Below are 22,116 nucleotides of genomic sequence, written 5' to 3'. Positions count from 1 at the left end.
ATATGCAAACACATTTTAAAATCGAATACAAGGCAATTGTTAATGCACCCATAGAAAAAGTTTGGGACGCATTAACAAATCCTGAAATTGTAAAGCAATACTTTTTTGGTACTGTATTATTTTCTACTTGGAAAGTTGGAGAAGACATAGTTTTTGAAGGAGAATGGGAAGGGCAGAAATACAAAGACAAAGGAGAAATTCTTGAATATATCCATAATGAAAAAGTGGCTTATTCATATCTGAGTAGTTGGAGTGGTATGGAAGATAAACCAGAAAATTATTTGTGGGTTTGTTATGAAGTTAAACCAACAGATAATGTAACAGAATTAATAATTTCTCAAACAAACTATGACGAAGAACGAGCAAAACATTCTGAAGGAAATTGGGCTTCACTCATAGATGGAATGAAAAAAATAATAGAATAAAGTATTTATAGTAATTAAAAAACTGACATGTATATTTAAAAAAAGAACATATTTAAAATGAAAAAATTCTTATTTTATTTTGCATTAATAGGTTGGATATTGGGGTTATTAGTTCATATTCTTTCACTAGCTGACATTGATGTTACAAAAACAGTACCTTTTGTTTGGCTTTTACATGTTGGAATCTTTGTAGTTTGGCTTCCTGTTATTCTTGATTTGAGAAAGAATGAGGAACTTCAAGAATATCAACAATCAGGGATGCTGAACAGAATGAACCCAATTAAATTTTTCAAAATAATATTTAAAGAAACACCAACTTGGCTGGTAATTATTGTGGTAGCAGGATTTTTTTATGCAATTATAAACTTTATGCTATTCCTTGCCTCACAAGGTGGTACACCAAGCATTAAAGATGGACAATTCATTCTACAGAACCACGGACAACTAATTAAAACATTAACAGAACAAGAGTATAACCATTATAAAGCAAACGTAATAAGAGGGTTTTCTGGACATTGGATACTCTTTTATGGTGTTGCGACAGCAGTTTTATATAAGTTCAGTGGACTAACAAAAACACACGAATAAATAATATAAATGAAAAAAATATACATATACATAGGAATTATAATAACTATAATGGGCTGTAATAATTCAACTTTTACAGAACAAGGAGTTGTAGGGGGATGGCATCCAGATAATGGAAAAATAATTTATAAAGGAGAAAATGTACAATTTAAACTCAAAAAAAATGATAATACAGTAATATTTAATAATGATAACACATGTGAACTGCCTGCATTGGAATACACAAGTAAACGTGGTACATGGGAAATTATTGAAGATGATGCTGTATGTTGGTGTAAAATACATATTAAAGCAGCCAATCCTATTTTTAATGGAATACATAGTATATATTTTGATAAATATGAACAAGATGGGTTGTTATCATATAAAATTATTTTGAAATCAAATGATTTATATTTTAAAGGTTTTAAAATAATATTATATTCTTTTGATGCAGATATGAACAACATAAACAAACTTTTATCTCAATGTGGTTCAGAAAAAGAGTGTGCAAATAGCAATTTCTATTCCCCAAAACTGCCATAACTTTACTTTTTTGATTTCCCCTAATGCTGGTACAAACTTTTAACTTGTATCAATATTTTAAAACTTATAGGTCTATAAATAAGCCCAATAAAAAAGTACTTTCATGTTTTCAAGCAAAACATTCTAAAGGAAATTGGGCTTCACTCATAGATGATAAACCAAAAATGACGAAGGATGATAAGTAAAATTTAGGTTGATGGTTTGTGGAATACCAACCACAAGAGAAAAACTAAAAAAGTTGTAGTTTTAATTATTATAATCTAAATTTACATAAACGTTAACAAAGACTTAAATAATTGTAAAAACACCTATTTTACCTATGAATAAGCGTATCATTATTTCTTTTATCATTTATACAGTTGCTATGCCATTTGCTTTGTTTTCGCAATCAAATGGTATTCCCGTTCCCTTAATCACAGGAAGTATAGGTGGTTTTAACCCTGAGTCGAGTGCTATTGTTTGCGAAAGTGAACATCGTATTTTTATTGTCAATCCAAAAACAAAAGAAAAGAAAAAAATATCTACACTCACTTGGGATGCCACCCCAAAATGGAGTCCCGATGGTAAAACTATTGTTTTTCAAAGTTATGGAAAATTGAGTAGCAGTTCAACTTTTGCTATATGGATGGTCAATCCTGATGGTACAAACTTGCGTCAGGTTTCTCCACTCAACACCGAAGTTGCAGGGCAACATCCGTATTGGTCGCCCGATAGCAAAAAAATAGCTTGGACACAAGGGAAGCAACTCTGGATAGCCAATGCTGACGGGAAAAACGCAAAACCTCTCACTATTTCACCTGCTATAGAATATGAAAACATCTTGGATTGGTCGAAGGATGGAAAAACAATTTTGTATGCCCGTCGTGATGGTTATATGGTTGAAGATAAACTTCAACTATGGACAATTGACGTTGATACACAACAGCAAACAAAAATAAATGACATCAGTGATATGAACGCCGCAAAGTTTAGCGAAGATGGCACAACTATTTATTTCTTAAAAAACGACAACTACATAAACAGTTATAATACCAAAACTAAGCAGATAGCCAAGTTTTTAGAACTCAAATGCAAAAATGGTGTGAGCAATTTCCAATTTTCGGCAGATTTCAAAACTGTTCTTTTCGATGACGAAGGTCCTAACGTTGACTCACGGGTGTATATTTTGAAAGCAAAATAAAACAATAACAGGCTATTCGCTTTTAATTTATTAGCCAATACATTAAAAATAAATATCGAATATTAACAATAGTGATATATTTCCTAATATTGGTGCGAGCTAAAAGCTCGCACCAATATTTTAAACCTTATAGGCCTATAAATAAGCCCAATAAAAAATAGGTTTTATATCATTGTAGTCATCATATTCTGAATAAAACCTATAAGAGTTGAGTTATTTTATTATCTGCATAAGCTTATTTTGGGTATCAATCGTAATCAAATGACTTTTGAAAAATTCGTAGCCAAAATTGATAGCAAAGAAAAAATCACCTGTAACCAAACTAATTTTCGGATTTGAAATTTTATAGCTACCAATTTCTATATCACCATCTAGCTCAGCGTTAAAGATGTCAAAATCTCCCATCGGCGTTCGTCCTTTTGCAAAAGCAACAGGCTCTGATTTTAGCTTGTAGATAGTATCCCAACCTTTTGGAATAGAGATATAACCTGCTCCGCCACAATCAAAATGAGCCAAAACCTCTTTGCCATTTAGTTTCACTTTAGCTTCCAAAATATGGTCAAGATTGATGGGAATAACATTGGGTTGTTGTGATAAACTACCTTTTTTCAATATTATCTTACTATTTTTATAGTCTATCGTAATCATATAACCCATAAAAGTCTGCATACCAATAATTCCAACGGCTTGTTTAGAAAATATCATCTGTTGTGGCATTTTAGTAGCTTCTTTATTTTTTAAGGTTAGTCCTGCAAAGCTTATTTTGGGTAGGAGCACTTTTTCTAATGTGCCTGCAAATTCGCCTTGTGGAGTTATCATACTATCTGTACCCGAAATTTTATATTGCTTGGCAATGTTTTCCGAAAGCATAATGTTCTTAGTGCCTGTATCAAAAATGAAATGATGTGATACTTTGCCGATTTCAGCCTTGATAATAATCAAGTTTCTATCCATCGTAAACGGAATTTCAATTTGCTTGTCTTTTTGAGCAAAAACTACCATTGAAACTAAAAAGCTGGTAATAAGTAATAAATTCTTTTTCATGTTATTATTTACAGTTAAGGATTAATTTTTCTAATTGTGTTTTCAAAGTATTTATCTCTTCAGTTGTTAAACCTGTAAGAGCCTGCTTTCTATTTTCTATTACTATAGGATAAATATCTTCAATAATTTTATTGCCTTTTTCTGTGATTTTTAGTTCAAATTTTCGCCTATCAGTAGTGTTAATTTCCCTGTTTATATACTGTTTTTGTACCAATAACTCAATAATTCTCGTAACAGAAGCAATATCTTTAAATACCAATTCTGCAATTTGATTTTGTGAAAGACTTTTGTTCTCTTGTAAGGTTTTTAACACAAGCCATTGGTCTATGGTAATATCATAGCCATCTTTATCAATTTGATTTTGAGCAAATTTCCTATATACCTTCATAGATTTCTCTAAGGTATAAAACAGTATTTCGTCTAGTTTTTCCATCTTGTTTTTATTTGACACAAATATAATTGATATATCAATTATATTAAAATATTTTAACAAATAAATTTTTATAATTTAGTAAAATACACTGAAATAAGCTTAATGAAGTATTATTTATACAGATAGGAGGGGCTATCGTTTCTGAAAAAAATCAAAAATCTAGATCACTCATGCTGGTGTGAGCTTTTAGCTTGTACCAATATTTTTAAATTTTTTATGCGAGAGGAAATTTTTGTAGATACGCACTGCAGTGCGTATCTACTTTATAGATTATTTATTTTAAACTTTTCACAATTTCTCTAAATTGATTGCCACGGTCTTCATAGTTTTTAAACAAATCGAAGCTGGCACAAGCAGGTGAAAGTAACACAATATCGCCTTTTTTTGCAGTTCTGAAAGCCTTTTTGATTGCTTTTTCAATATCATCTGTTTCGTAATGTTCTACATCATTCTTAAAGAAATTGAGCAATTTGGTATTGTCTTTTCCTAAGGCTATCATGTAGCGTACTTTTTCTTTTACCAAATCGTGAATTTGGGTGTAATCATTGCCTTTATCGATGCCTCCTGCAATCCAGATCAGATTAGGCTTTTCAGATGTAAAACTACCCAATGCATAAAATACGGAGTCCACGTTGGTGGCTTTGGAATCGTTGACAAATTTCACACCTCTGATTTCAGCTACTTCTTCAAGTCTGTGAGGTACACCCTCAAATGTTGCTAAGCCTTCTCTGATTTTCTCTTCCGAAACACCCAAAGTTTGAGCCACCAAAGCTGCAGCTATCGAATTGAATACATTGTGCATACCTTTAAGGGCAAGTTCACTTTCTTGCATAACAATCTGATAAGGGCGATTATAAGGCATACGAAGTGTTATTCTGCCATCCTGATAATACGATACCTTGGAAACATTCTTCAAATCATCATCAGACGAAAGTGTAATAGGCAACTGCTGAACAGAAGGCTTCAGTTTTAAAATTCTATTGGTAATAGGCTCGCTATCAGCATTGTAAATAAAAAAATCTTCGTCATTCTGATTTCTGACAATACGCATTTTAGAATCTGCATAGTTATCAAAATTATAGTTGTATCTGTCCAAATGGTCAGGAGTAATGTTTAAAACAACAGAAATATAAGGTTTGAATAAAAAACAACCATCTAACTGAAAACTACTCGTTTCCAAGACAAAATAATCATATTTATTTTCAATAACCTGTTTGGCGAAGCTTTCACCTATATTTCCAGCTAAACCTACATTCAAACCAGCATTTTTGAGTAAATGATAGGTGAGTAGGGTAGTAGTGGTTTTTCCATTACTACCTGTGATGGCTATAATTTTGGCTTTGGTATTTCTAAACCCAAATTCAATTTCTGAAACGATAGAAATTTGTTTTTCAATGGCTTGAACCACAATTTCTGCTGTATCGGGAATCCCTGGGCTTTTTACAATTTCATTGGCGGACAAGATTTTTTCGGGAGTATGACACTCTTCTTCAAAATCAATCTGATTGTCTAATAAAATTTGTTTGTAATGGTCTGAAATTTTAGATTTGTCTGATACAAAAACTTCATAGCTTTTGGATTTTGCAAGCAGAGCAGCACCGACGCCACTTTCACCTGCTCCCAAAATAACTACCTTTTTCATAGAAAGAATTAAATAAAAGTCTGTTTAACTACCTGATATATTAACTTGTGTGATTTCGTTGTCCTTTTTGGTAAAAAATAATGTTTCTATTTGATTTCGCTCTTTTAAATATGTCTGGTACTCATTACTATAAGCTATTCGTTTTGAAATGGTGTCATCATATACATCCTCAATACCCAACACCAATTCACAAATTTCCCTAACAGCATGCTGTCCGCTCTCTGAGCCTGTAATATAGTCGCAAATTTGGTGTTTTTTTGCATAATTTAAAAATAAAGGGTTAGATTTTCTTTTCACTAAAAATCTTGCACCAACGACTTCTGCCAAAGAAACATCTAATATATCATCAAAACAAAACAAAACTTGTTCATTTTCAATAATATGTCTTTGTTTAAGATGGCTCAATGCTTCAATTTTATGATTCACATGAAAATAAACAGCATCAAAATGTTCTCTTTGAGCAAGCTGAAAAGCTGAAAGATTATTTTCACCTGTGATGATGGCAATTAAAGGCATCTGCTTATTTTTGAGCCAATAAGCAAATCTGAGCATATTGATACCCATTGAGTCCACCTCTGAATATAAACTGGTTTGTCCATGCCCTTTTGTACCAGTATTGAACACTCCATCCCAGTCAAACAAGAAAGCTCTCGTGATGTTTAATTTTTTATGTAATTCAAAAGCGGAGGTTACAAATTCTCCTCCCAAATCTTCAAAAATGCGTGTGTATAGTTCGTCATTCATAGAGTAGTAGTTCGTATTGAGAGTACAAGCAATAAAATACTTATTACTCTGTACTAATATCTAAAATTACTAAAATGCTTTGACAGTTTCCACAAAACACTTCACTTTCTCAGGGTTAATATCTGGATACAAACCATGCCCTAAATTAGCGATATAACGCTGTTTTCCAAAGGCTTGCAACATAGTTTTGGTTTCTTTTTCTACTTCCAAAATACTTCCGTACAAAGCACAAGGATCTAAATTTCCTTGCAGGGTTTTGCTGGGAATTAGGCTTCTGCTTTCCGCAATGGGCATATTCCAATCTAAGCCTACTACATTACAATTCAGATTGTTCATTTCGGCTCTTGCAAAAAATGCACCTTTCGCAAAAACAGTTACAGGTACTTCTGTGATGGCTGTACAAATTTTTTGAATGTACTTTAAAGAAAACTCATTGTATTGCTCAGGTGATAAAATACCAGCCCAAGAGTCAAAAACTTGTACTAAATCAGCACCTGCTTTTATTTGAGCTTTTAAGTAAGCAATGGTACTTTCTGTAATCTTATCAAGTAGTTGATGTGATAAAATAGGGTGGGTATAAAGCATTTTTTTTGCCTTAGAGAACGTTTTTGAACCACTTCCTTCTGTCATATAGCAGAAAATAGTAAAAGGAGCTCCAGCAAAGCCAATCAGTGGTACTCTGCCTGCTAAACCTTGTTTGGTAAGTTTGATAGCATCAGTAACATAACTCAAATCTTCTTCAGGGCTTGCAATACGCAGAAGTTCTACATCTTCAATGCTTTCAATGGTTCTTGGAAAATAGGGACCACGTTTTTCTACCATTTCATAAGGTAACCCCATTGCTTCGGGTATGACCAAAATATCAGAAAAAATAATGGCTGCGTCCACACCCAAAATATCAACGGGTTGTATAGTTACTTCGGCTGCTGCTGAAGGGTTTTTCACAAACTCAACAAAATTAGGGAATTTCTCGCGTATAGCTCTGTATTCAGGCAAAATCCTGCCTGCTTGTCGCATCAACCAAACAGGAACTCTTTCTACTTGTTCGCCTTTGGCTGCTCTTATCAATAAATCATTTTTTAACATAACTGGGTAATTTTTACCTGCGAATTTCCAAAAAAAATGGCACAAACAAGCATATTTTCGGTTTTTTTATGAAACTTCTAAAAAAATAAAAAATTAAACTTGCAGTTTAGTTTTTTATATCTACCTTTGTATATCAAACCATTAGCTTATGAAATCTCTCAAGAAACTCGGTTATCTGATGCCTTTTATTTTGCCTACATTGTGGTTAACTGGATATTATGGAGGAGGCATTTGGAATTATGCTACACTGATTTTTGCCTTTGTGCTGATACCCATTTTGGATGCTGGGGTAGGTGTGGACACTCAAAATCCCGAAAAAGAAGAAGAAAAAAGCCTTTCTGATGAGAAATTTTACAAAATAGTTACATTTTCGTGGGCATTTTTACAAGTAGGGCTTGTTATTTGGGCTTGTTATGTAGTTTCACTGCAAACTTTGCAAACCTATGAACTTGTGGGTTTTGTACTCAGCACTATGACAGTTACTGGAGGGGTAGGAATTACGGTTGCTCATGAATTGGGGCATAAGAATACTAGAATTGAGCAGTTTTTAGCCAAAGTAATTCTTGCAACAGTTTGTTACAGACACTTTTATATAGAACACAACAGAGGGCATCATGTAAATGTGGCTACACCTTTAGATCCTGCCACCAGCAGAAAAAACCAGACTTTTTATGCTTTTTGGTGGCAAACTGTGGTAGGGAGTATCCGTAGTGCTTGGGACTTGGAGAAACGCCGTCTTCAAAAACAGAATCTAAGTGTGTGGCATTTTTCTAACGAAATGTGGGCTTGTATTTTTCAACCCATCTTGTTTATTGGAGTTATTACGCTTTTAATCAGTTATTTACAAGGATATTTCGTGTGGCAAGTACCAGTTTTTTTCTTGGTACAGAGTATTTTGGGTTTTTCGCTGTTAGAGGCTGTAAATTATATAGAACACTACGGAATTAAAAGAAAACTCTTGCCTTCGGGCAAATACCAAAGAGTTGAACATCTACACTCTTGGAATGCAAGTCATTTAATCAGTAATTTCTTTTTGTTTCAGCTTCAACGCCACTCTGACCATCATGCATTTGCAAATCGCAGGTATCAGGTTTTGAGGCACTTTGAGGAAAGCCCCCAACTACCCGCAGGTTATCCAACGATGATACTTACAGCTCTTGTACCTCCGTTGTGGTTTGCCATTATGAACAAACGCTTAGAAGCATGGGAAAATGAAGTGTATTTGGCTGAAAATGCTTAAAATGAAGCTCTTATTAGATATAATAAGAGCTTTTTTATTAAAAATTTACTCAATTGTTTTTTTTATTTAGGAATCCTAACTATATTTGTATCGGCAATATAGCCTATCACTTCAAAATTTTTAAAATTATGTCAAAATCAGTGTTTTATCATGCAGGTTGTCCTGTATGTGTGAGTGCAGAGCAGGAAATCATCACACTTATTGGAAAAGAAAATGTGGAAATTGTGCATTTGGGCGAAAGTAAAAATCGTATCTCAGAAGCAGAAAACAAAGGTGTAAAATCTGTTCCTGCCTTGCTTACACCAACTGGAAATGTTTTACACATCAATTATGGGGCTTCTTTGGCTGATGTAAAAGGTTAAAATTTTTTTACACACAAAAGTTAGGAATCCTAATTTTTATATTTATTTTCACAACATAAAACCAATTTATTCGAAATGAAAAAAATAACAGTAATTATTGTAATAGCATTTTTAGGTTTTATAAATGCTAATGCTTGTGATAAATGTGGAAATTACAACAATAGTAATTTTAAAATTAAGTCAGCGTCAGTAAAACATAACAAAGATTTAGGGGTAACCATTTGGGAAATAAAGGTAGATGGACTGGCTGGGAATACTACTCCTAAACCTGCTGGACAACTGAATGGAGCACCTGTTTTGGGCTATGTTTTTCCTACAACTCTAAAACCCACTGATGTTGGTTTTAATCAAACAGATGGAATCGTAGCTTTGGCTTTAACATCCCATCCCGATTTTGATGATAGCCCACTTTGGGATGAAAATACAGATGGAAAATTTGATAATGATGGTATCATTTGGCATCCACATTGGGTAATTCTTACTGAAGACAAAAGAGTAGCAGGTGGACTTTCTGTAAAAGAATTTAAAAAAGATGATAAAACAGTAGTCCTTCCCAAAACTGCTCCCAATATGCCCATGTATATGGACAGTCCAGGTTTTAACGTAACAACAAAGGGTAACACCATTAAGGTTGTAGTTCCGGATTATCGTATTAATAACAAAATAGACTTCAAATTTGATGCTGTTACTTGTTTTATGGAAGTGAACACTGGTGAAGGTGGTACACACACGGAAAGTGGAGCAAAACCTATGCTGGGAGTTTATAAAGTATATTCAGTAGCAAGTGGTAATCTTTCATTACCTTATTCCGTAAAATAAAGTTAAAATAGTCAGATTGCTGAACTATATCAAGCAATCTGACTGTTTATTTCAAAAGATAAAATCTAAATTTATGAAAGTTGCAGTTTGGGATACCTATGTAAAGAAAAAAGACGGAAATGTGCTGCATTTTGATATTGTAGTATCTGAAGAACTAAAAAATACAGAAGCTATTTATGCTTTTGGAAAACAATATGTAAATATGAAAAATGAAACTGATGTACAGATTAATCTACAAGAGTGTCAGTTTTGCCATATCGAAGAACCTACAGAAAATATACTTGCTGATATTACAAAACAGGGTTTTCATATTATTGAAATGGAAGAAATTCCTCAAGATTTCCCTGAGAATCCCAGTCGTAGAGATTTAATTTTACATCTGAGAGGGCATTATGAAGCCTATCGTTTTGCAAATTTTAAAGAAAAGTCATTAGAAGATTTGTGGAACGTTCTGGCAGATGCAAAGAAAGCATATACACCTATTAGCTGTAATTATCATGATATGTTGCTTGCAAAGGCAACCCAAAAAGAGTATTGTAAAATTCAGTATTTTACAGAAATACGAGAATTTATCACAACCAATGCAATAATTAAAGATGTATTTACAAAAAATAAAGAAGAATTTATGCAACTTGCCACAGGCGAAATCATTCGTTTGGATAGAATTGTTTCAGTAAATGGTGAAAAGTTGCCAGCAGGCAAAGAAATAGGAGATTTTAGTTGTGATTGTTAATGGAAAAATCAGTTTTTTTACCCGAAATACAAGAAAAAGAATTAGAAAGCAAGATTATAGTAGCTTTAGAACGCATTTCTGAGGCTTTCAGGGTTTTGCTTTGGAATGAAAGTAAGGAGTTTGGATTGAGTCCTATTCAAATTCAAATCCTTATTTTTATTGATTTTCACGAAGAAAAACTTTGTAAAGGAAGCTATTTGGCTGAGGAATTTAAACTTACCAAAGCCACTATCAGCGATTCTATCAAGGTGCTTTTACAGAAAAATCTGATAGAAAAGATTATAGATGAGCAAGATACAAGAAGCTATTCTATCAGACTGACACAAGAGGGCAGGGAGGTAAGTAAAAAACTATCATTATTTGCCAATACACTTAAAAAACCTCTGAATACACTTTCAGAGGCTCAAAAAAAAGATTTTTGGAATAGTTTAGTGGTGATGATACAGTCTTTACAACAGGCAAATATTATCAGTTTGCAAAGAATGTGTTTTAGTTGCCAAAATTACCAAAAAGAAAATGGAACACATTTTTGTAAACTTTTAGGGCAGGAGCTAACCCATGAAGCCCTCAGAATAGATTGCCCTGAACATCAGGCTATTCAATAACTCTGAAAAACTCTCTATCAAAAATACCAAAATAGGTTTTAGCATCAAATTCATCGTAATAGGGGACAAATTTTCGCAGGTTTTTCCTTACATTTTCCTCATAAGCCATCAAATATTTCATTTTTGTTTCTGCTACTTCTGTAATATCAACCTGAACATTTGGTTCAGGCATACCATCTATTCCATACAAACGGTTTGCTATTTGGCTTGCGTCAGGGTGTCCCCACTCTTTCAGATTATTTCCCAGCCATTTATCTACAATTTCTATTTCCATGTGATTTGTATAAACAGACTGATAAATCTTTTGAATATGTATTTTCTTTTCTTTAAATAAATTTTTAACCAACTGACTGATAAAAATATGCTCTGGATGTCCATAACCACCTTTTTGGTCATCTAATGTAAAAATAACAGAAGGAGAAAATGCTTTAATTTTTATAATAAGAGCATTGGAGACTTTCTCTGTCAAAAATTGTTCTTGTATTTTCTGATAAGGAATGGGCAAATAAGGTGTTTTCATGGTATCCAGTCCTTTTCTGTAAAAACCATCTGAAAGAATCATTTCATTCCCTTGGCAAATAATATCAGCAGGGTTTTTACCTGTTTTAGTTAAAATATGGCTTTGGAGACTCAACTGTTTGATAACCCAGCCTTTTGCTGTTAGTTTGGCAATAGTACCTGACATAGCACAATCATCGTCATCGTGAGCAACAATCACAAGGGCTTTTTTATTGGAAATTGTGTCTAAAAAAGTATCGTAAGGGTAGGTCTCTGTAGCTGCAAACTTCTGTAGAACAGCCAAAGAGGGTTTTTCGGAGCAAGCGTTGCCCAAGAGCAATATAACTATTGCCAGCATTAAGAAAGATGATTTCATAATTGTAAAGATTAGTTAGGCTTTAATTTTTTTGTAGGCTTAATAAATGGTTTTCATTGGATAAAATTTGTAATTGTATTTGTGTAAGTTTTAGTAAAAAAGATATTTGATTAATTTCTTGAGCATGCAGATTTGTAAGTCTGTATTGATCAGATCCTTGAGGAAAAAATATAGAAATAAGATGATTGTATTCTGATATTTCATTGCTTAAAGAATATTCCTCCATAATGACTGTTGGATGCTTGGAAGAATCTGTAATCTGTTTTTTAATTTTTATAATTTTAGCACTCAAAAACATTGATTTCTCATGAAAAGTCTGTATTTCTGGATTTTTTTTGAGTGTTTTGTAAAGATGTTGATTTGTTTGCTGAATACTCTGACAGGTTTGCTCTAATTGAATATGAGAGGCTTGTATATCTTGTATTAAAATGTCTTTTTCTTTGGAATTAGATAAACTAAAGAGCATTCCTCCAAAAACCATCATCAGAACGGCATGAATAGTTGTATTAAATTTTAACTCTGCTTTTTTTGCTCTTAAAATGTAGTATAGAGGCAAATAAATACATAAAAACAAAATACTACTACCTTGTATCAATACATTTGCATACGGGAAATGCATCAGCTTGAAGCCTATACCCACAGAAGCAAGGAGAGCCAAAAAGAAACCAAAAGATAAAATCCACTTATCCTGAGTTCTATCTTCATCTTTAAACTTCAAAACAATCATTAAAGGAATAAACACCAATCCAAATAACCAAGCTCCTAAAGATATTATCAAATTTGCCTGTTCCCACTCCAAAAATCGACTGAAAAGACCAGCAATAATCATCAAAACAGCCATCAAACCTGATATTTTGAGCAATTTTTGAATAATGGTATAATATTTAAACTGAAGCAACTGACGGGTTTCTGTTTGGATTTCTTTCAGGTTCGTATTGAAAAATGTAGGAATAATCTTTTGATAAAAACCATAAAAACTCTCATTTTCAGGCATTTCATTTTCAATGATACAGCAAATATGATCTAAAAGATTGTATTGCAAATCTTCTATTTGTATCCCTTGTGCTTTGATATCATTGAGGATAAAATCTACTTCTTCATTACTGATTTTATACATTGCCTAATTTGGGGTCTAAATCTAGAAGAACTTTCATGGTATTGACAAAATCAGCAAATTCGCTAACACGTTGATTAACAGAAGCTAAACCCTGTTCAGTAAGTGTATAATATTTGCGAACACGTTTGCCAATGTGTTCTGTTTCTGTAATAACCTCTCCAGCATCTTCCAATGCATGAAGAGTAGGGTACAAGGCTCCTTCAGTTATCTGAATTTTACCTTTACTAAGTTCTTTTACACGTTGTGTAATCTCATAGCCATACATTTTCCCTTGCTCCTTGAGCAAATTCAAAACAATGGTCTTTAGTGTGCCTTTTATAAGTTCTGATGAATACATAAGACAAATATACATAGAAGTCTTATGTATTACAAATAAAAAAATATATTTTTGAAAAAGTCTACTTTAATGTATTGATTAATAAGATTTTATTTTTTAAAATTTCGCATAACATCATCCAATGACTCTACAAAAATAATATGTCCTTGTTTATTACTTTCAAAGATAAAATCTTTTAGACTTTTGCTGATGTATTGACTGAAATCGCCAATAATTGCCAATTGAACACGATAATTTGAAAACTTCTGTAATATTTCGCCTGCTATGCCTGTTTTTAAATCGAAAAAATCAGGTGTAATATTGTTCTGGTGTATGATGATTTTATCAAAGCCTTGAAAATACAAACTAGCCAATACATCTAAACCATCTTCTGTAGTGGCAATAATCATGGACTCTGAAACAATCTCTGCAATTTTTGTTTCATTGTGCTGGTGTTCCCTGATTTCCATAGATATATTTTTTACAAATATAAAAAAGCCATTCTAAATTTAGAATGGCTTCGATAATCATAATTTTGGTTAAGGTATTTTTTTGATTAATCTAGGTTATAATATTCTTCATCAGACATTTCGCCATTAGCAATTCTTCTAAGTTCTTCTGCGTGTTGTCTGATATAAGCATCCATTTCTTCACTAAAGCCTTCTGGTTTTGCTTGGCGATAAGTACCATCCAAAACGCCCTGATAGTAATAGAAAAAGTTAGAGTCAAAACTTGTAGCTGTTAAATTATATTGACCAAGTAAGAATCCCAAACGAACAGCAGAACGTCTTTGTGGAGGTGTTCCATGGTGTCCAGGGTTTGTAGTAGCATAATCTCCAATAGAAGCAGCAAAATCGTAAGCAGCCGCAATTTCAGAGAAACTTGTTGCACCCCAACCTGTAGGTTTTCTTAAATAATATCCAGCATATCCATCTGCTTCAAGCTCGTTGGGTCTTGCTGTACTTTCTCTTACAGAAGGTAAATTATAAGTGTACTGCAATTGATGACCAAATTCGTGAGCCAAAACCATGGCATTTACAATGTTGTTAGAACCTTTTGCTTTACCAGCGTTGTAAATGGCTTCTCCATAATAAATCTTTTTAGAGCTATAAGAAATAGCATTAAAAGTAGAGCTAGGGTTAGAAGGGTCTTTTACAAATCTTAAAGTTACAGCAGGTCTTCCCCAAACAGCTGCAATTTTAGAGTTTTGGGTATTCATGAAATTTGTTTCTGCTGTAGTGCCAATAGTAGTACTCAAAACAGCTGTAGAACTCCAATTGCCATCTACATATTTACAATCAATTTCTTGAGTAGATGCTTGCTCCGATTGAGCATATTCTAATACTACTTCATTTTTTTTGTCGCAAGAAAATAGCACACTCAATGCTAATCCTGCCAATAAGCAAGTTTGTTTTGTTAATTTGTTCATGTTGTAATGTTTTATTAAGTTGATGCGTAAAACTATAAAATTTTATTTTAAAAAAAATAAAAAAAACAAAATTTTTTATATTTTTTTTAAAAAATATACTGAATCGTATATTTTGTTTAAAACATTGAAATCCAAACTTAAACAAAAGATATTATTACTATTATTGTCGATAGTATAAGTTATTATTGATTTGTACTATTTATAAAAATAGTACAAATTTTGTATTTTGATAATGCAACATTTGTAATGTAAGTTTTATGACAGAATATTAAATTTTATTAATTTCCCATAAGACCATAGATTTATCTCTAAAAGCTCCATTGCTTTCTGTGCAGTTTTCGTTGATAATAAATACAGGAGAAGGGAAATTGAAAGGAGGGAGTTCAAAATTGAGTGTACGCCACTGACCTGTAACAATATTTGTATTGGTAGTATGTGCTGTAAAAGAGGTAGTTAGTAAATATTTTGAACCAGAGGCTTTGATATTGTTGATCGCTTTGAAGATATTTTCATAAGAAAAGTGTACAAAACAATCTCTTACAATCACAAGGTCTGCTTTGGGTAATGGGCTGGTAATGAGGTCGAGGGTTTGAAATTCAATAAAAGGTGATTTTTGGTGTTTTTGAGTGTTGTTTTCAATGAGTTTTTCTACAATATCTGCACCTGTGTAGATAATACCTTCTAAATCAATTTTTTGCATCCAATGGAAATCGCCACATGGAATATCAAGAATGGATTTGATTTCAAATTTTTTGAGTAATGAAGGCAGCTCTTGAATCAGTGTTTGCGTTTGCAAAAGGGTAGAACCAGTACCCGAAACTGTATCTTTGTTGCCCCAGTAATGCTCCTGATAGATTTTTGTAAAAACTTCTTTGGGTGTCATTTTGGCAAATGCAGCAGCTTGCTTCTGGACTTTTTGTTGTCTATACCAATTTAAAAAAGACACAGGAAGAAGTTTTTTGAGAAGGGTTTTCATAGATATTATACTTCCACAAAAAATTATCTAATAAAGCTGATTTCAGATGCTTTGAAGCCTTCTGTTGCTAGTTTACTTATTTGTATTTGATTGAAAATTTGAGCACTCAGATTGTTTTCGTGAGGTTTAAACTTAATAATGCCATCATTATGTTGCTCAGTGAGAGCTCTCTCCAAGAGAGATTCTTCTTCTGATTTATCAAATAATACTATGCCTGTTACATAAGAACCATAGTTTTTATATGCGTTGGAAGTGGTAATAAAGTGTATTTGAATAGACCTTGCTCTCAAACCATAATGAAAGAAAATGTATTCAATAGAAAATAAAAGTTTTTGAGAATTTAAAAAATTAATTCTCTCCTCAATTTTAGAAATCATATCACTGAAGTAAGCAATATCTTGCCTTAACTTAGAAATACGAATATCTGATACATTTGGTTGTTTTTGCAACTCATCTAAATGATGTTCATAGTCAGACTTTACATTTATAAAACTAATATGTAATGATTGAAGACCTTGTAGGTCATACGTAGATATGTCTATCATAAATATTTAATACTTTTAAATAACAAAATTACATTTTCTACCTCATAAAGTCAAAATTAAACTTCAAAAGTTCTACTTTTATCAATAAAAGCTATAAATACTAGAAAAACAATGAATTAAAATCTAATGCTTATGACCCAACAAATCTATGATAACAGAATAAGCAAAAACAGGTAAAACAGTGAAAATAAGTCCTAAAAGAGCAATTCCAATCACTCTCCACCAGCTATAAAAAACACCACCATTCTCAACATGTTTGTTCATCAAAGGCTTTTGAAAATACAATCCAGCAGAATAAGCAATAGATGTATAACTAAGTGGAATAACCACAGGAGGAATTTTTACATTTTCTGGAATAAGAAAAACACCTCCAAAAATAATGATAGTACCAATAATGGCAATTATCCAAGTTTTATTAGCTTTTGGAGTATCATTAAAAACTTTGAAATTTTCTGCAATGAAATAACCTGCCACCAAAGGACCTCCTATAAATGAGCCTGTCCAGAGAGCTCTATCACTATAAATTTTCTCTTTAGGGATTTCAATATCAAAATGTTCTGTCATGTTTATCAATCATTTTATCTAAATTTTTACAAAACTAAATCCAATAAGCCACAAAATATAGCGTTTTGTTAAGAAAAAAACATATCTTTGCGAAAAAATTAAATTCTATGGCACGTAGAGGCAAACTGCAAGACACTGAAGACAATATTGATAAAAAAAGAAAACTTAACAAAGACGGATTTCAAAAATTCCTTCAAATTTTTTCTTATACACGCCCTTATCAGACATATTTTTGGATAGGGACACTATTTTTGGTAGTTTCTACACTTACAACGCTAAGCTTTCCAACACTTTCAGGGAAAATTGCTGATGTAGCTTCTGGTGAAAAAGACTGGATACTCAAAAGTGTAAACGATGTGGCTTTGGTATTTTTCGGGATATTACTTTTACAGGCAGTAGCCTCATTTTTTAGAGTATATCTGTTTGCCAATGTTACAGAACGCACTATGGCAGATTTGCGTTCAGGGCTTTACAATAAAATTATAACACTTCCTATCAGCTTTTTTGAGAAAAACAGAGTAGGAGATTTAATTAGCCGTATCAATACAGATATTTCGCAATTGGAAACAATGCTTTCGTTTGGACTTGCGGAGCTTTTCAGACAAATAGCAGTTCTTTTGATAGGTGTAAGCATTTTGCTGGTTCGTTATACAGAACTTGCCCTTGTGATGCTTGCTACATTCCCACTGATGATTATTGCAGCCATTTTATTTGGAAGATTTATCAGAAAACTATCTAAAAAAGCACAAGAAGAGCTTGCTCAAGCCAATACAATTGTAGAAGAAACTTTTCAAGCCATTCAGGTGGTAAAAGTATTTACCAACGAGTTTTTAGAACAAAAACGTTATAGAGGTAAAATTGATAATTTAGTAAAAATAGCCCTCAAAACATCTGTTTTTAGAGGTTTCTTTGTATCATTCTTGATTTTTGCCTTGTTTGGGGGAATTGTATTAGTTCTTTGGTATGGAGCAAACATGATTTCGGCTGGAACGCTTAAAACAGGCGAATTGATAGAGTTTATTCTCTATACCATTTTTATTGGGGCTTCTGTGGCTGGTATGGGCGATTTGTACGCTCAGCTACAAAAAACATTGGGAGCTTCTGAACGTATTTTGGAAATCTTAGGTGAAGAATCGGAAGTGAATAGCAGAAATTTGGAAAATGTACCCAAATTAGAAGGAAACATACAAATTGAAAATTTACACTTTTCATATCCAACTCGCTCAGATGTGGGAGTTCTCAAGGGTGTTGATTTGGAAATAAAGCAAGGTGAAAAAATAGCTTTGGTAGGGCATAGTGGGGCTGGTAAATCTACCATTGCCCAACTAATTATGAAACTATATCCAACTACTCAGAACAGTATTTGGGTTGATGGAAAAGATATTAATGATTGGGATACACTTGCAGTAAGAGCAAATATGGCATTTGTACCACAAGAACTTATCTTATTTGGTGGAACTATCAGAGAGAATATTGCTTATGGCAAACCTACTGCCACAGATGGTGAAATTATAGCAGCAGCTAAAAAAGCCCATGCTTTTGAATTTATAGATAAATTCCCTGAAAAATTGGATACAGTAGTGGGTGAAAGAGGTGTAAAACTTTCAGGTGGGCAACGCCAACGTGTAGCCATTGCAAGAGCTATTTTAAAAGACCCCAGTATTTTGATATTGGATGAGGCAACAAGCTCTTTGGATGCAGAATCTGAAAAATTGGTACAAGATGCTTTAAATGAACTCATGGAGGGTAGAACAACCATTATCATTGCTCACCGATTAGCAACCATTCGTAATGCAGATAAGATTTATGTACTTCACGAAGGTAAAATTGCAGAAAAAGGGACTCACGAAGAGCTTTTATTGAATGCAGATGGTATATATAGTAATTTGATACGTTTGCAAATGGAGAAAAACGAAGTTTTGATAAAAGATTGATGTTTTTTTGACAAAGGAAAAAGGATAAAAGAAGAAACTTCTAAATCCTTTTTCTGTACTCTTTTTTCCAAAAATTACATATACCAAAAATTATAATTTTTCTTCCATTTTCTTTTTGTGTTTTTGGGCAACAATACCAGCATATATAGAAAGCATACAATACACTAAAAAGAAATAAAATCCTATGAGTGTATCACTTTTGGTACTGATACCTGTATTGAAATTATTAAAAGACATGAAAGATAAGAAAATAGCCACTACAAATACATCTGCCATAGACCATTTGCCTATTTTCTGAATCCAGTTATCTATTTTTTCCTTTTGATAATAACCTGAAACAGACAATCCTCCCAAAATAAGTTTACCAAAAGGAATGACAAGACTAAACAGAAAAATACAAATGCCTACCAAATAATTTCCTTTTTCAAACAAAACTCCAATTACATCCAAAATAGATTTATTTTGGTGATAAAAAATAATCTCACCTTTTATGGGTAAATCAACAAAACTCAAAGCTTCTATTTTCAAATCATCTTCGAAGGCTAAAATCTCTAAAATAGGTGTGCTAATGCCTATCAGCAGACAAATCAATGAAACACCAAAAATTCCATACCAAAGCGTTTGATAATAATTGGGTGTCTGAAAAAATAAACGAATAATAGAAATTAAAAACCCTAAAGAAATAAGCCCCAATGCTATTCCTCCATACAAAACAATATCGGAAGCACTTTGAGCAGTGCTGGAGTACTCATCTGCTTGTGAACGAAGTGAACTCTGTTTGGAGGTTACAAGCTGAATTAGGCTTGGGAGTTTCAGAAAACGCTCCTCAAAGCTCAAGATGCGAGCATATTCATTCTTGTTTTTCTGGGCTATAAGGCTTTGACTGATAATTAGGTACATCAAAGGAATAGCCACCACAAAATAGATTAAAAATAAAGCCCTCAGAGAAAGGGCTTTAAAATTGAATTTGCTTGCCATCAGAATATAATTGAAACTGTGCCTTTGTAAGTTATATTTTTGTAATCTAAAATATAATAATAGACTCCACTAGGTAGATTATCCCCACTCCAATTAAAGTCTTTATTTTGAGACTCGTATACTTTTTTACCCCAACGATTATAAATTTTGATGTTAGTAAAACGGTAATAACAGTTTTCTTGAGGCAAATTAGGGAGGGTAAAAAACTCATTCACGCCATCTCCATTGGGTGTGAAGGCATTGGCTGGAATAAAACCACTCACATCTACTTTGGTATCTTCTAATGAAAGCTTAAAAGTAGTTTTAGTAGAATCATTTTGACACTCATTGGTAATTTCTTTTAAAACAAAATCAATGGTATATTCCTGAATTTCACCATTTTCTTTAATAGTTCTACAGTCTGGAAGCCAATAAAATTTCGAAATGACCAATCCTGCCTGTTTTACAGAATCTTGGAATGTAAAACCTAATAAATCTACAGGTTTTCCATCAATAAGAGCTTCCAAAGCCAATTCGTCATTGTTTACATCTGTACCCTGAAAAATAATCTCAACGGGTTCATTAATTTTTGCACTGATGGTTTTGCTGTTCACATTGACGTTACTTGTGGTTTTCAGAATTTGTAAATTGGGTGGAGCATTAAATTTAGGCAAAACACGTAGCCTAACCCGCATGGTATCTGCTCCTTGAAAGGGGCAGGCATCATCTCTGACTACAATATCAAAAACAAATAAATCATTGCTATTTTGGCTATAAGTACATGGTATCCAGCAGAATTGTACAGTTGCATCTCCATTTTCATTCAAACGAATAGAACTTACATTGAAAGGCGTATTTCTAAATGTATAATTTCCACTTACTTTTCTTGCTACAATACTTGTAATATTTTCTCTGGGTGCATCTTTAATTTTTACATCAAAACATAAATTGTTTTTATTGGCATCAATGGTTAAAATATCACCTTCTTGGTAGTTGGTGGTTGGGTTTTCAGGATTTGGAATGCTTACCACAGGATTAAAATTTTCTTTACATTCTCTCACCAAAAACTGAAAATCTCTTCTCACTTCACCAATTTTATTACCATTTCTAAATTCTTCGCAACGAATGGAAAAAACAAAAAGCCCTGTTCTACTGGGATTTACAGTAAGTAAACCATTATTTGTATTGATAGCCAATGGGCTTCCTGTACTACTTGGAATGGCATTATTTGCTGAAAAGCCTGGAAGCCAACTAATATTAGGAGGAGGAAATGTATAACTGTTGGGAATCGTAGAGGCTACACTGAAAGGAGAAGGGTTACCAGCACTTGAAGTACCATTGAAGGGAGGAACCAAAGAATAAACCAATTGGTCACCATCGCTGTCAGTAGCAGCAAAATTGCTCGTTGTAAAATCTTTTCCTAAACACAAATAATCACCAGCAGGAATGCTGAAGTTAGGAGTAGAATTGCGAAAAGGATTTCCATTTTGAGAAATAGCAGGAAACCACAAATAAAAAGCATTACCTGCCCCCCCAGGGTTAACAATATTGCTAATGGTTCCATTTCTACAACATCTTTCCCAAATAGCATAATAACCTTCTGCTTCGTTATAAATCGATGGGTCTAATACTACTTCTGTTGAATAACGAATAAGGCGTGTACTCAAAAACTGTGATTGACACTCACTATTCTGATATTGAACTAATTGCTCAGAAGTTTTAGAAATTCCAAGCGTTCCAACCAACGTGTTGTTTCTTCTTCGATAAATCCCCAGAATAACTGAAGCATCTTCTGCACCTGCATTTCCATTGATTTGGTCAAAATACAAATTAAGCGTGAAACGATAGCGATTGCCATTATTGAGGTATTGCATCTGGATTTCTCCACCTACAATATGAGTTGCCATCAAATCATAGGATAAAATACATAAGAGTATAAAAATAATTTTTTTCATGGTCTTTCATGTTATAAATCCAA

General features: G+C 33.0%; 22 protein-coding genes and 3 pseudogenes. 10 read left to right on the top strand and 15 right to left on the bottom strand.

From position 1 onward, the window contains the following. Nucleotides 1-2 precede the first annotated feature (2 nt). From AD998_12255 to AD998_12240, 4 genes are all read left to right on the top strand, one after another. On the top strand, nucleotides 3-425 hold the full coding sequence (locus AD998_12255) for a hypothetical protein (GenBank protein ID KOY86810.1): 423 nt from the start codon (nucleotides 3-5) through the stop codon (nucleotides 423-425). Nucleotides 426-482: 57 nt separating this feature from the next. Further along, a complete protein-coding gene (locus AD998_12250; protein KOY86809.1) occupies nucleotides 483-1,013 on the top strand; it encodes a hypothetical protein in 531 nt (176 codons plus the stop codon). A gap of 51 nt (nucleotides 1,014-1,064) precedes the next feature. After that, on the top strand, nucleotides 1,065-1,538 hold the full coding sequence (locus tag AD998_12245) for a hypothetical protein (GenBank protein KOY86808.1): 474 nt from the start codon (nucleotides 1,065-1,067) through the stop codon (nucleotides 1,536-1,538). A 319-nt stretch (nucleotides 1,539-1,857) separates the two neighbouring features. Then, on the top strand, nucleotides 1,858-2,718 hold the full coding sequence (locus tag AD998_12240) for a hypothetical protein (protein KOY86807.1): 861 nt from the start codon (nucleotides 1,858-1,860) through the stop codon (nucleotides 2,716-2,718). A 213-nt stretch (nucleotides 2,719-2,931) separates the two neighbouring features. On the opposite strand, the gene AD998_12235 is transcribed toward AD998_12240, so the two are convergent. From AD998_12235 to hemE, 5 genes are all read right to left on the bottom strand, one after another. Next, the gene (locus AD998_12235; protein ID KOY86806.1) at nucleotides 2,932-3,762 is read right to left on the bottom strand and encodes a hypothetical protein; all 831 of its coding nucleotides are present in this window, start codon (nucleotides 3,760-3,762) and stop codon (nucleotides 2,932-2,934) included. A 4-nt stretch (nucleotides 3,763-3,766) separates the two neighbouring features. After that, nucleotides 3,767-4,150, bottom strand: a complete 384-nt coding sequence (locus AD998_12230; protein ID KOY88180.1) for a hypothetical protein — start codon at nucleotides 4,148-4,150, stop codon at nucleotides 3,767-3,769. Nucleotides 4,151-4,469: 319 nt separating this feature from the next. After that, nucleotides 4,470-5,837, bottom strand: coding sequence for a UDP-N-acetylmuramoylalanine--D-glutamate ligase (locus tag AD998_12225; GenBank protein ID KOY86805.1), 1,368 nt, complete (start codon nucleotides 5,835-5,837; stop codon nucleotides 4,470-4,472). Nucleotides 5,838-5,861: 24 nt separating this feature from the next. Beyond that, on the bottom strand, nucleotides 5,862-6,581 hold the full coding sequence (locus tag AD998_12220) for a hypothetical protein (GenBank protein KOY86804.1): 720 nt from the start codon (nucleotides 6,579-6,581) through the stop codon (nucleotides 5,862-5,864). Nucleotides 6,582-6,650: 69 nt separating this feature from the next. Continuing rightward, nucleotides 6,651-7,667 carry a uroporphyrinogen decarboxylase gene (hemE, locus tag AD998_12215; GenBank protein KOY86803.1) on the bottom strand — a complete coding sequence of 339 codons (1,017 nt, stop codon included), beginning with the start codon at nucleotides 7,665-7,667 and terminating at the stop codon, nucleotides 6,651-6,653. A gap of 148 nt (nucleotides 7,668-7,815) precedes the next feature. Here hemE and AD998_12210 point away from each other — a divergent pair, with 148 nt between their 5' ends. The 5 genes and pseudogenes from AD998_12210 to AD998_12190 all read left to right on the top strand — a co-directional run bounded on the left by AD998_12210 (nucleotide 7,816) and on the right by AD998_12190 (nucleotide 11,426). Next, a complete protein-coding gene (locus tag AD998_12210) occupies nucleotides 7,816-8,907 on the top strand; it encodes an alkane 1-monooxygenase (protein ID KOY86802.1) in 1,092 nt (363 codons plus the stop codon). Nucleotides 8,908-9,035: 128 nt separating this feature from the next. Then, nucleotides 9,036-9,269: a thioredoxin gene (locus tag AD998_12205; protein KOY86801.1), complete on the top strand. Its 234-nt coding sequence runs from the start codon at nucleotides 9,036-9,038 to the stop codon at nucleotides 9,267-9,269. A gap of 75 nt (nucleotides 9,270-9,344) precedes the next feature. Then, the gene (locus AD998_12200) at nucleotides 9,345-10,088 is read left to right on the top strand and encodes a hypothetical protein (GenBank protein KOY86800.1); all 744 of its coding nucleotides are present in this window, start codon (nucleotides 9,345-9,347) and stop codon (nucleotides 10,086-10,088) included. 73 nt (nucleotides 10,089-10,161) lie between these two features. Beyond that, a pseudogene (locus tag AD998_12195) lies at nucleotides 10,162-10,413 on the top strand (hypothetical protein). 407 nt (nucleotides 10,414-10,820) lie between these two features. Then, nucleotides 10,821-11,426: a MarR family transcriptional regulator gene (locus AD998_12190; protein KOY86799.1), complete on the top strand. Its 606-nt coding sequence runs from the start codon at nucleotides 10,821-10,823 to the stop codon at nucleotides 11,424-11,426. Here the strand turns inward: AD998_12190 and AD998_12185 are convergent. The 8 genes and pseudogenes from AD998_12185 to AD998_12150 form a co-directional block, all read right to left on the bottom strand. Beyond that, a complete protein-coding gene (locus AD998_12185; GenBank protein ID KOY86798.1) occupies nucleotides 11,416-12,300 on the bottom strand; it encodes a hypothetical protein in 885 nt (294 codons plus the stop codon). The two genes, AD998_12190 and AD998_12185, sit on opposite strands and share 11 nt — an antisense overlap. 22 nt (nucleotides 12,301-12,322) lie before the next feature. Continuing rightward, nucleotides 12,323-13,417, bottom strand: a complete 1,095-nt coding sequence (locus AD998_12180; protein KOY86797.1) for a hypothetical protein — start codon at nucleotides 13,415-13,417, stop codon at nucleotides 12,323-12,325. Continuing rightward, nucleotides 13,410-13,754, bottom strand: coding sequence for a PadR family transcriptional regulator (locus AD998_12175; GenBank protein ID KOY88179.1), 345 nt, complete (start codon nucleotides 13,752-13,754; stop codon nucleotides 13,410-13,412). The genes AD998_12180 and AD998_12175 overlap by 8 nt, the downstream gene beginning before the upstream one ends. 89 nt (nucleotides 13,755-13,843) lie before the next feature. Continuing rightward, a complete protein-coding gene (locus AD998_12170) occupies nucleotides 13,844-14,203 on the bottom strand; it encodes an alpha/beta hydrolase (protein KOY86796.1) in 360 nt (119 codons plus the stop codon). A gap of 86 nt (nucleotides 14,204-14,289) precedes the next feature. Beyond that, nucleotides 14,290-15,162 carry a metalloprotease gene (locus AD998_12165; GenBank protein ID KOY86795.1) on the bottom strand — a complete coding sequence of 291 codons (873 nt, stop codon included), beginning with the start codon at nucleotides 15,160-15,162 and terminating at the stop codon, nucleotides 14,290-14,292. 268 nt (nucleotides 15,163-15,430) lie between these two features. Further along, the gene (locus AD998_12160; GenBank protein KOY86794.1) at nucleotides 15,431-16,144 is read right to left on the bottom strand and encodes a hypothetical protein; all 714 of its coding nucleotides are present in this window, start codon (nucleotides 16,142-16,144) and stop codon (nucleotides 15,431-15,433) included. A 17-nt stretch (nucleotides 16,145-16,161) separates the two neighbouring features. Then, the gene (locus AD998_12155; GenBank protein KOY86793.1) at nucleotides 16,162-16,683 is read right to left on the bottom strand and encodes a hypothetical protein; all 522 of its coding nucleotides are present in this window, start codon (nucleotides 16,681-16,683) and stop codon (nucleotides 16,162-16,164) included. Between the two features lie 144 nt (nucleotides 16,684-16,827). Further along, nucleotides 16,828-17,247: pseudogene (locus AD998_12150) on the bottom strand (hypothetical protein). A gap of 107 nt (nucleotides 17,248-17,354) precedes the next feature. Here AD998_12150 and AD998_12145 point away from each other — a divergent pair. Continuing rightward, nucleotides 17,355-19,181 (top strand): multidrug ABC transporter ATP-binding protein, encoded by a 1,827-nt coding sequence (locus AD998_12145; GenBank protein KOY86792.1) that lies wholly within the window; start codon nucleotides 17,355-17,357, stop codon nucleotides 19,179-19,181. A 90-nt stretch (nucleotides 19,182-19,271) separates the two neighbouring features. Here the strand turns inward: AD998_12145 and AD998_12140 are convergent, their stop codons facing one another. Further along, the gene (locus tag AD998_12140) at nucleotides 19,272-20,159 is read right to left on the bottom strand and encodes a hypothetical protein (GenBank protein KOY86791.1); all 888 of its coding nucleotides are present in this window, start codon (nucleotides 20,157-20,159) and stop codon (nucleotides 19,272-19,274) included. A gap of 956 nt (nucleotides 20,160-21,115) precedes the next feature. After that, nucleotides 21,116-22,093, bottom strand: a pseudogene (locus AD998_12135) (hypothetical protein). Nucleotides 22,094-22,116 lie beyond the last annotated feature (23 nt).

The sequence above is a fragment of the bacterium 336/3 genome (assembly GCA_001281695.1).
Lineage (GTDB): Bacteria > Bacteroidota > Bacteroidia > Cytophagales > Thermonemataceae > Raineya.
This window is presented reverse-complemented; position numbering and strand designations above follow the sequence as displayed.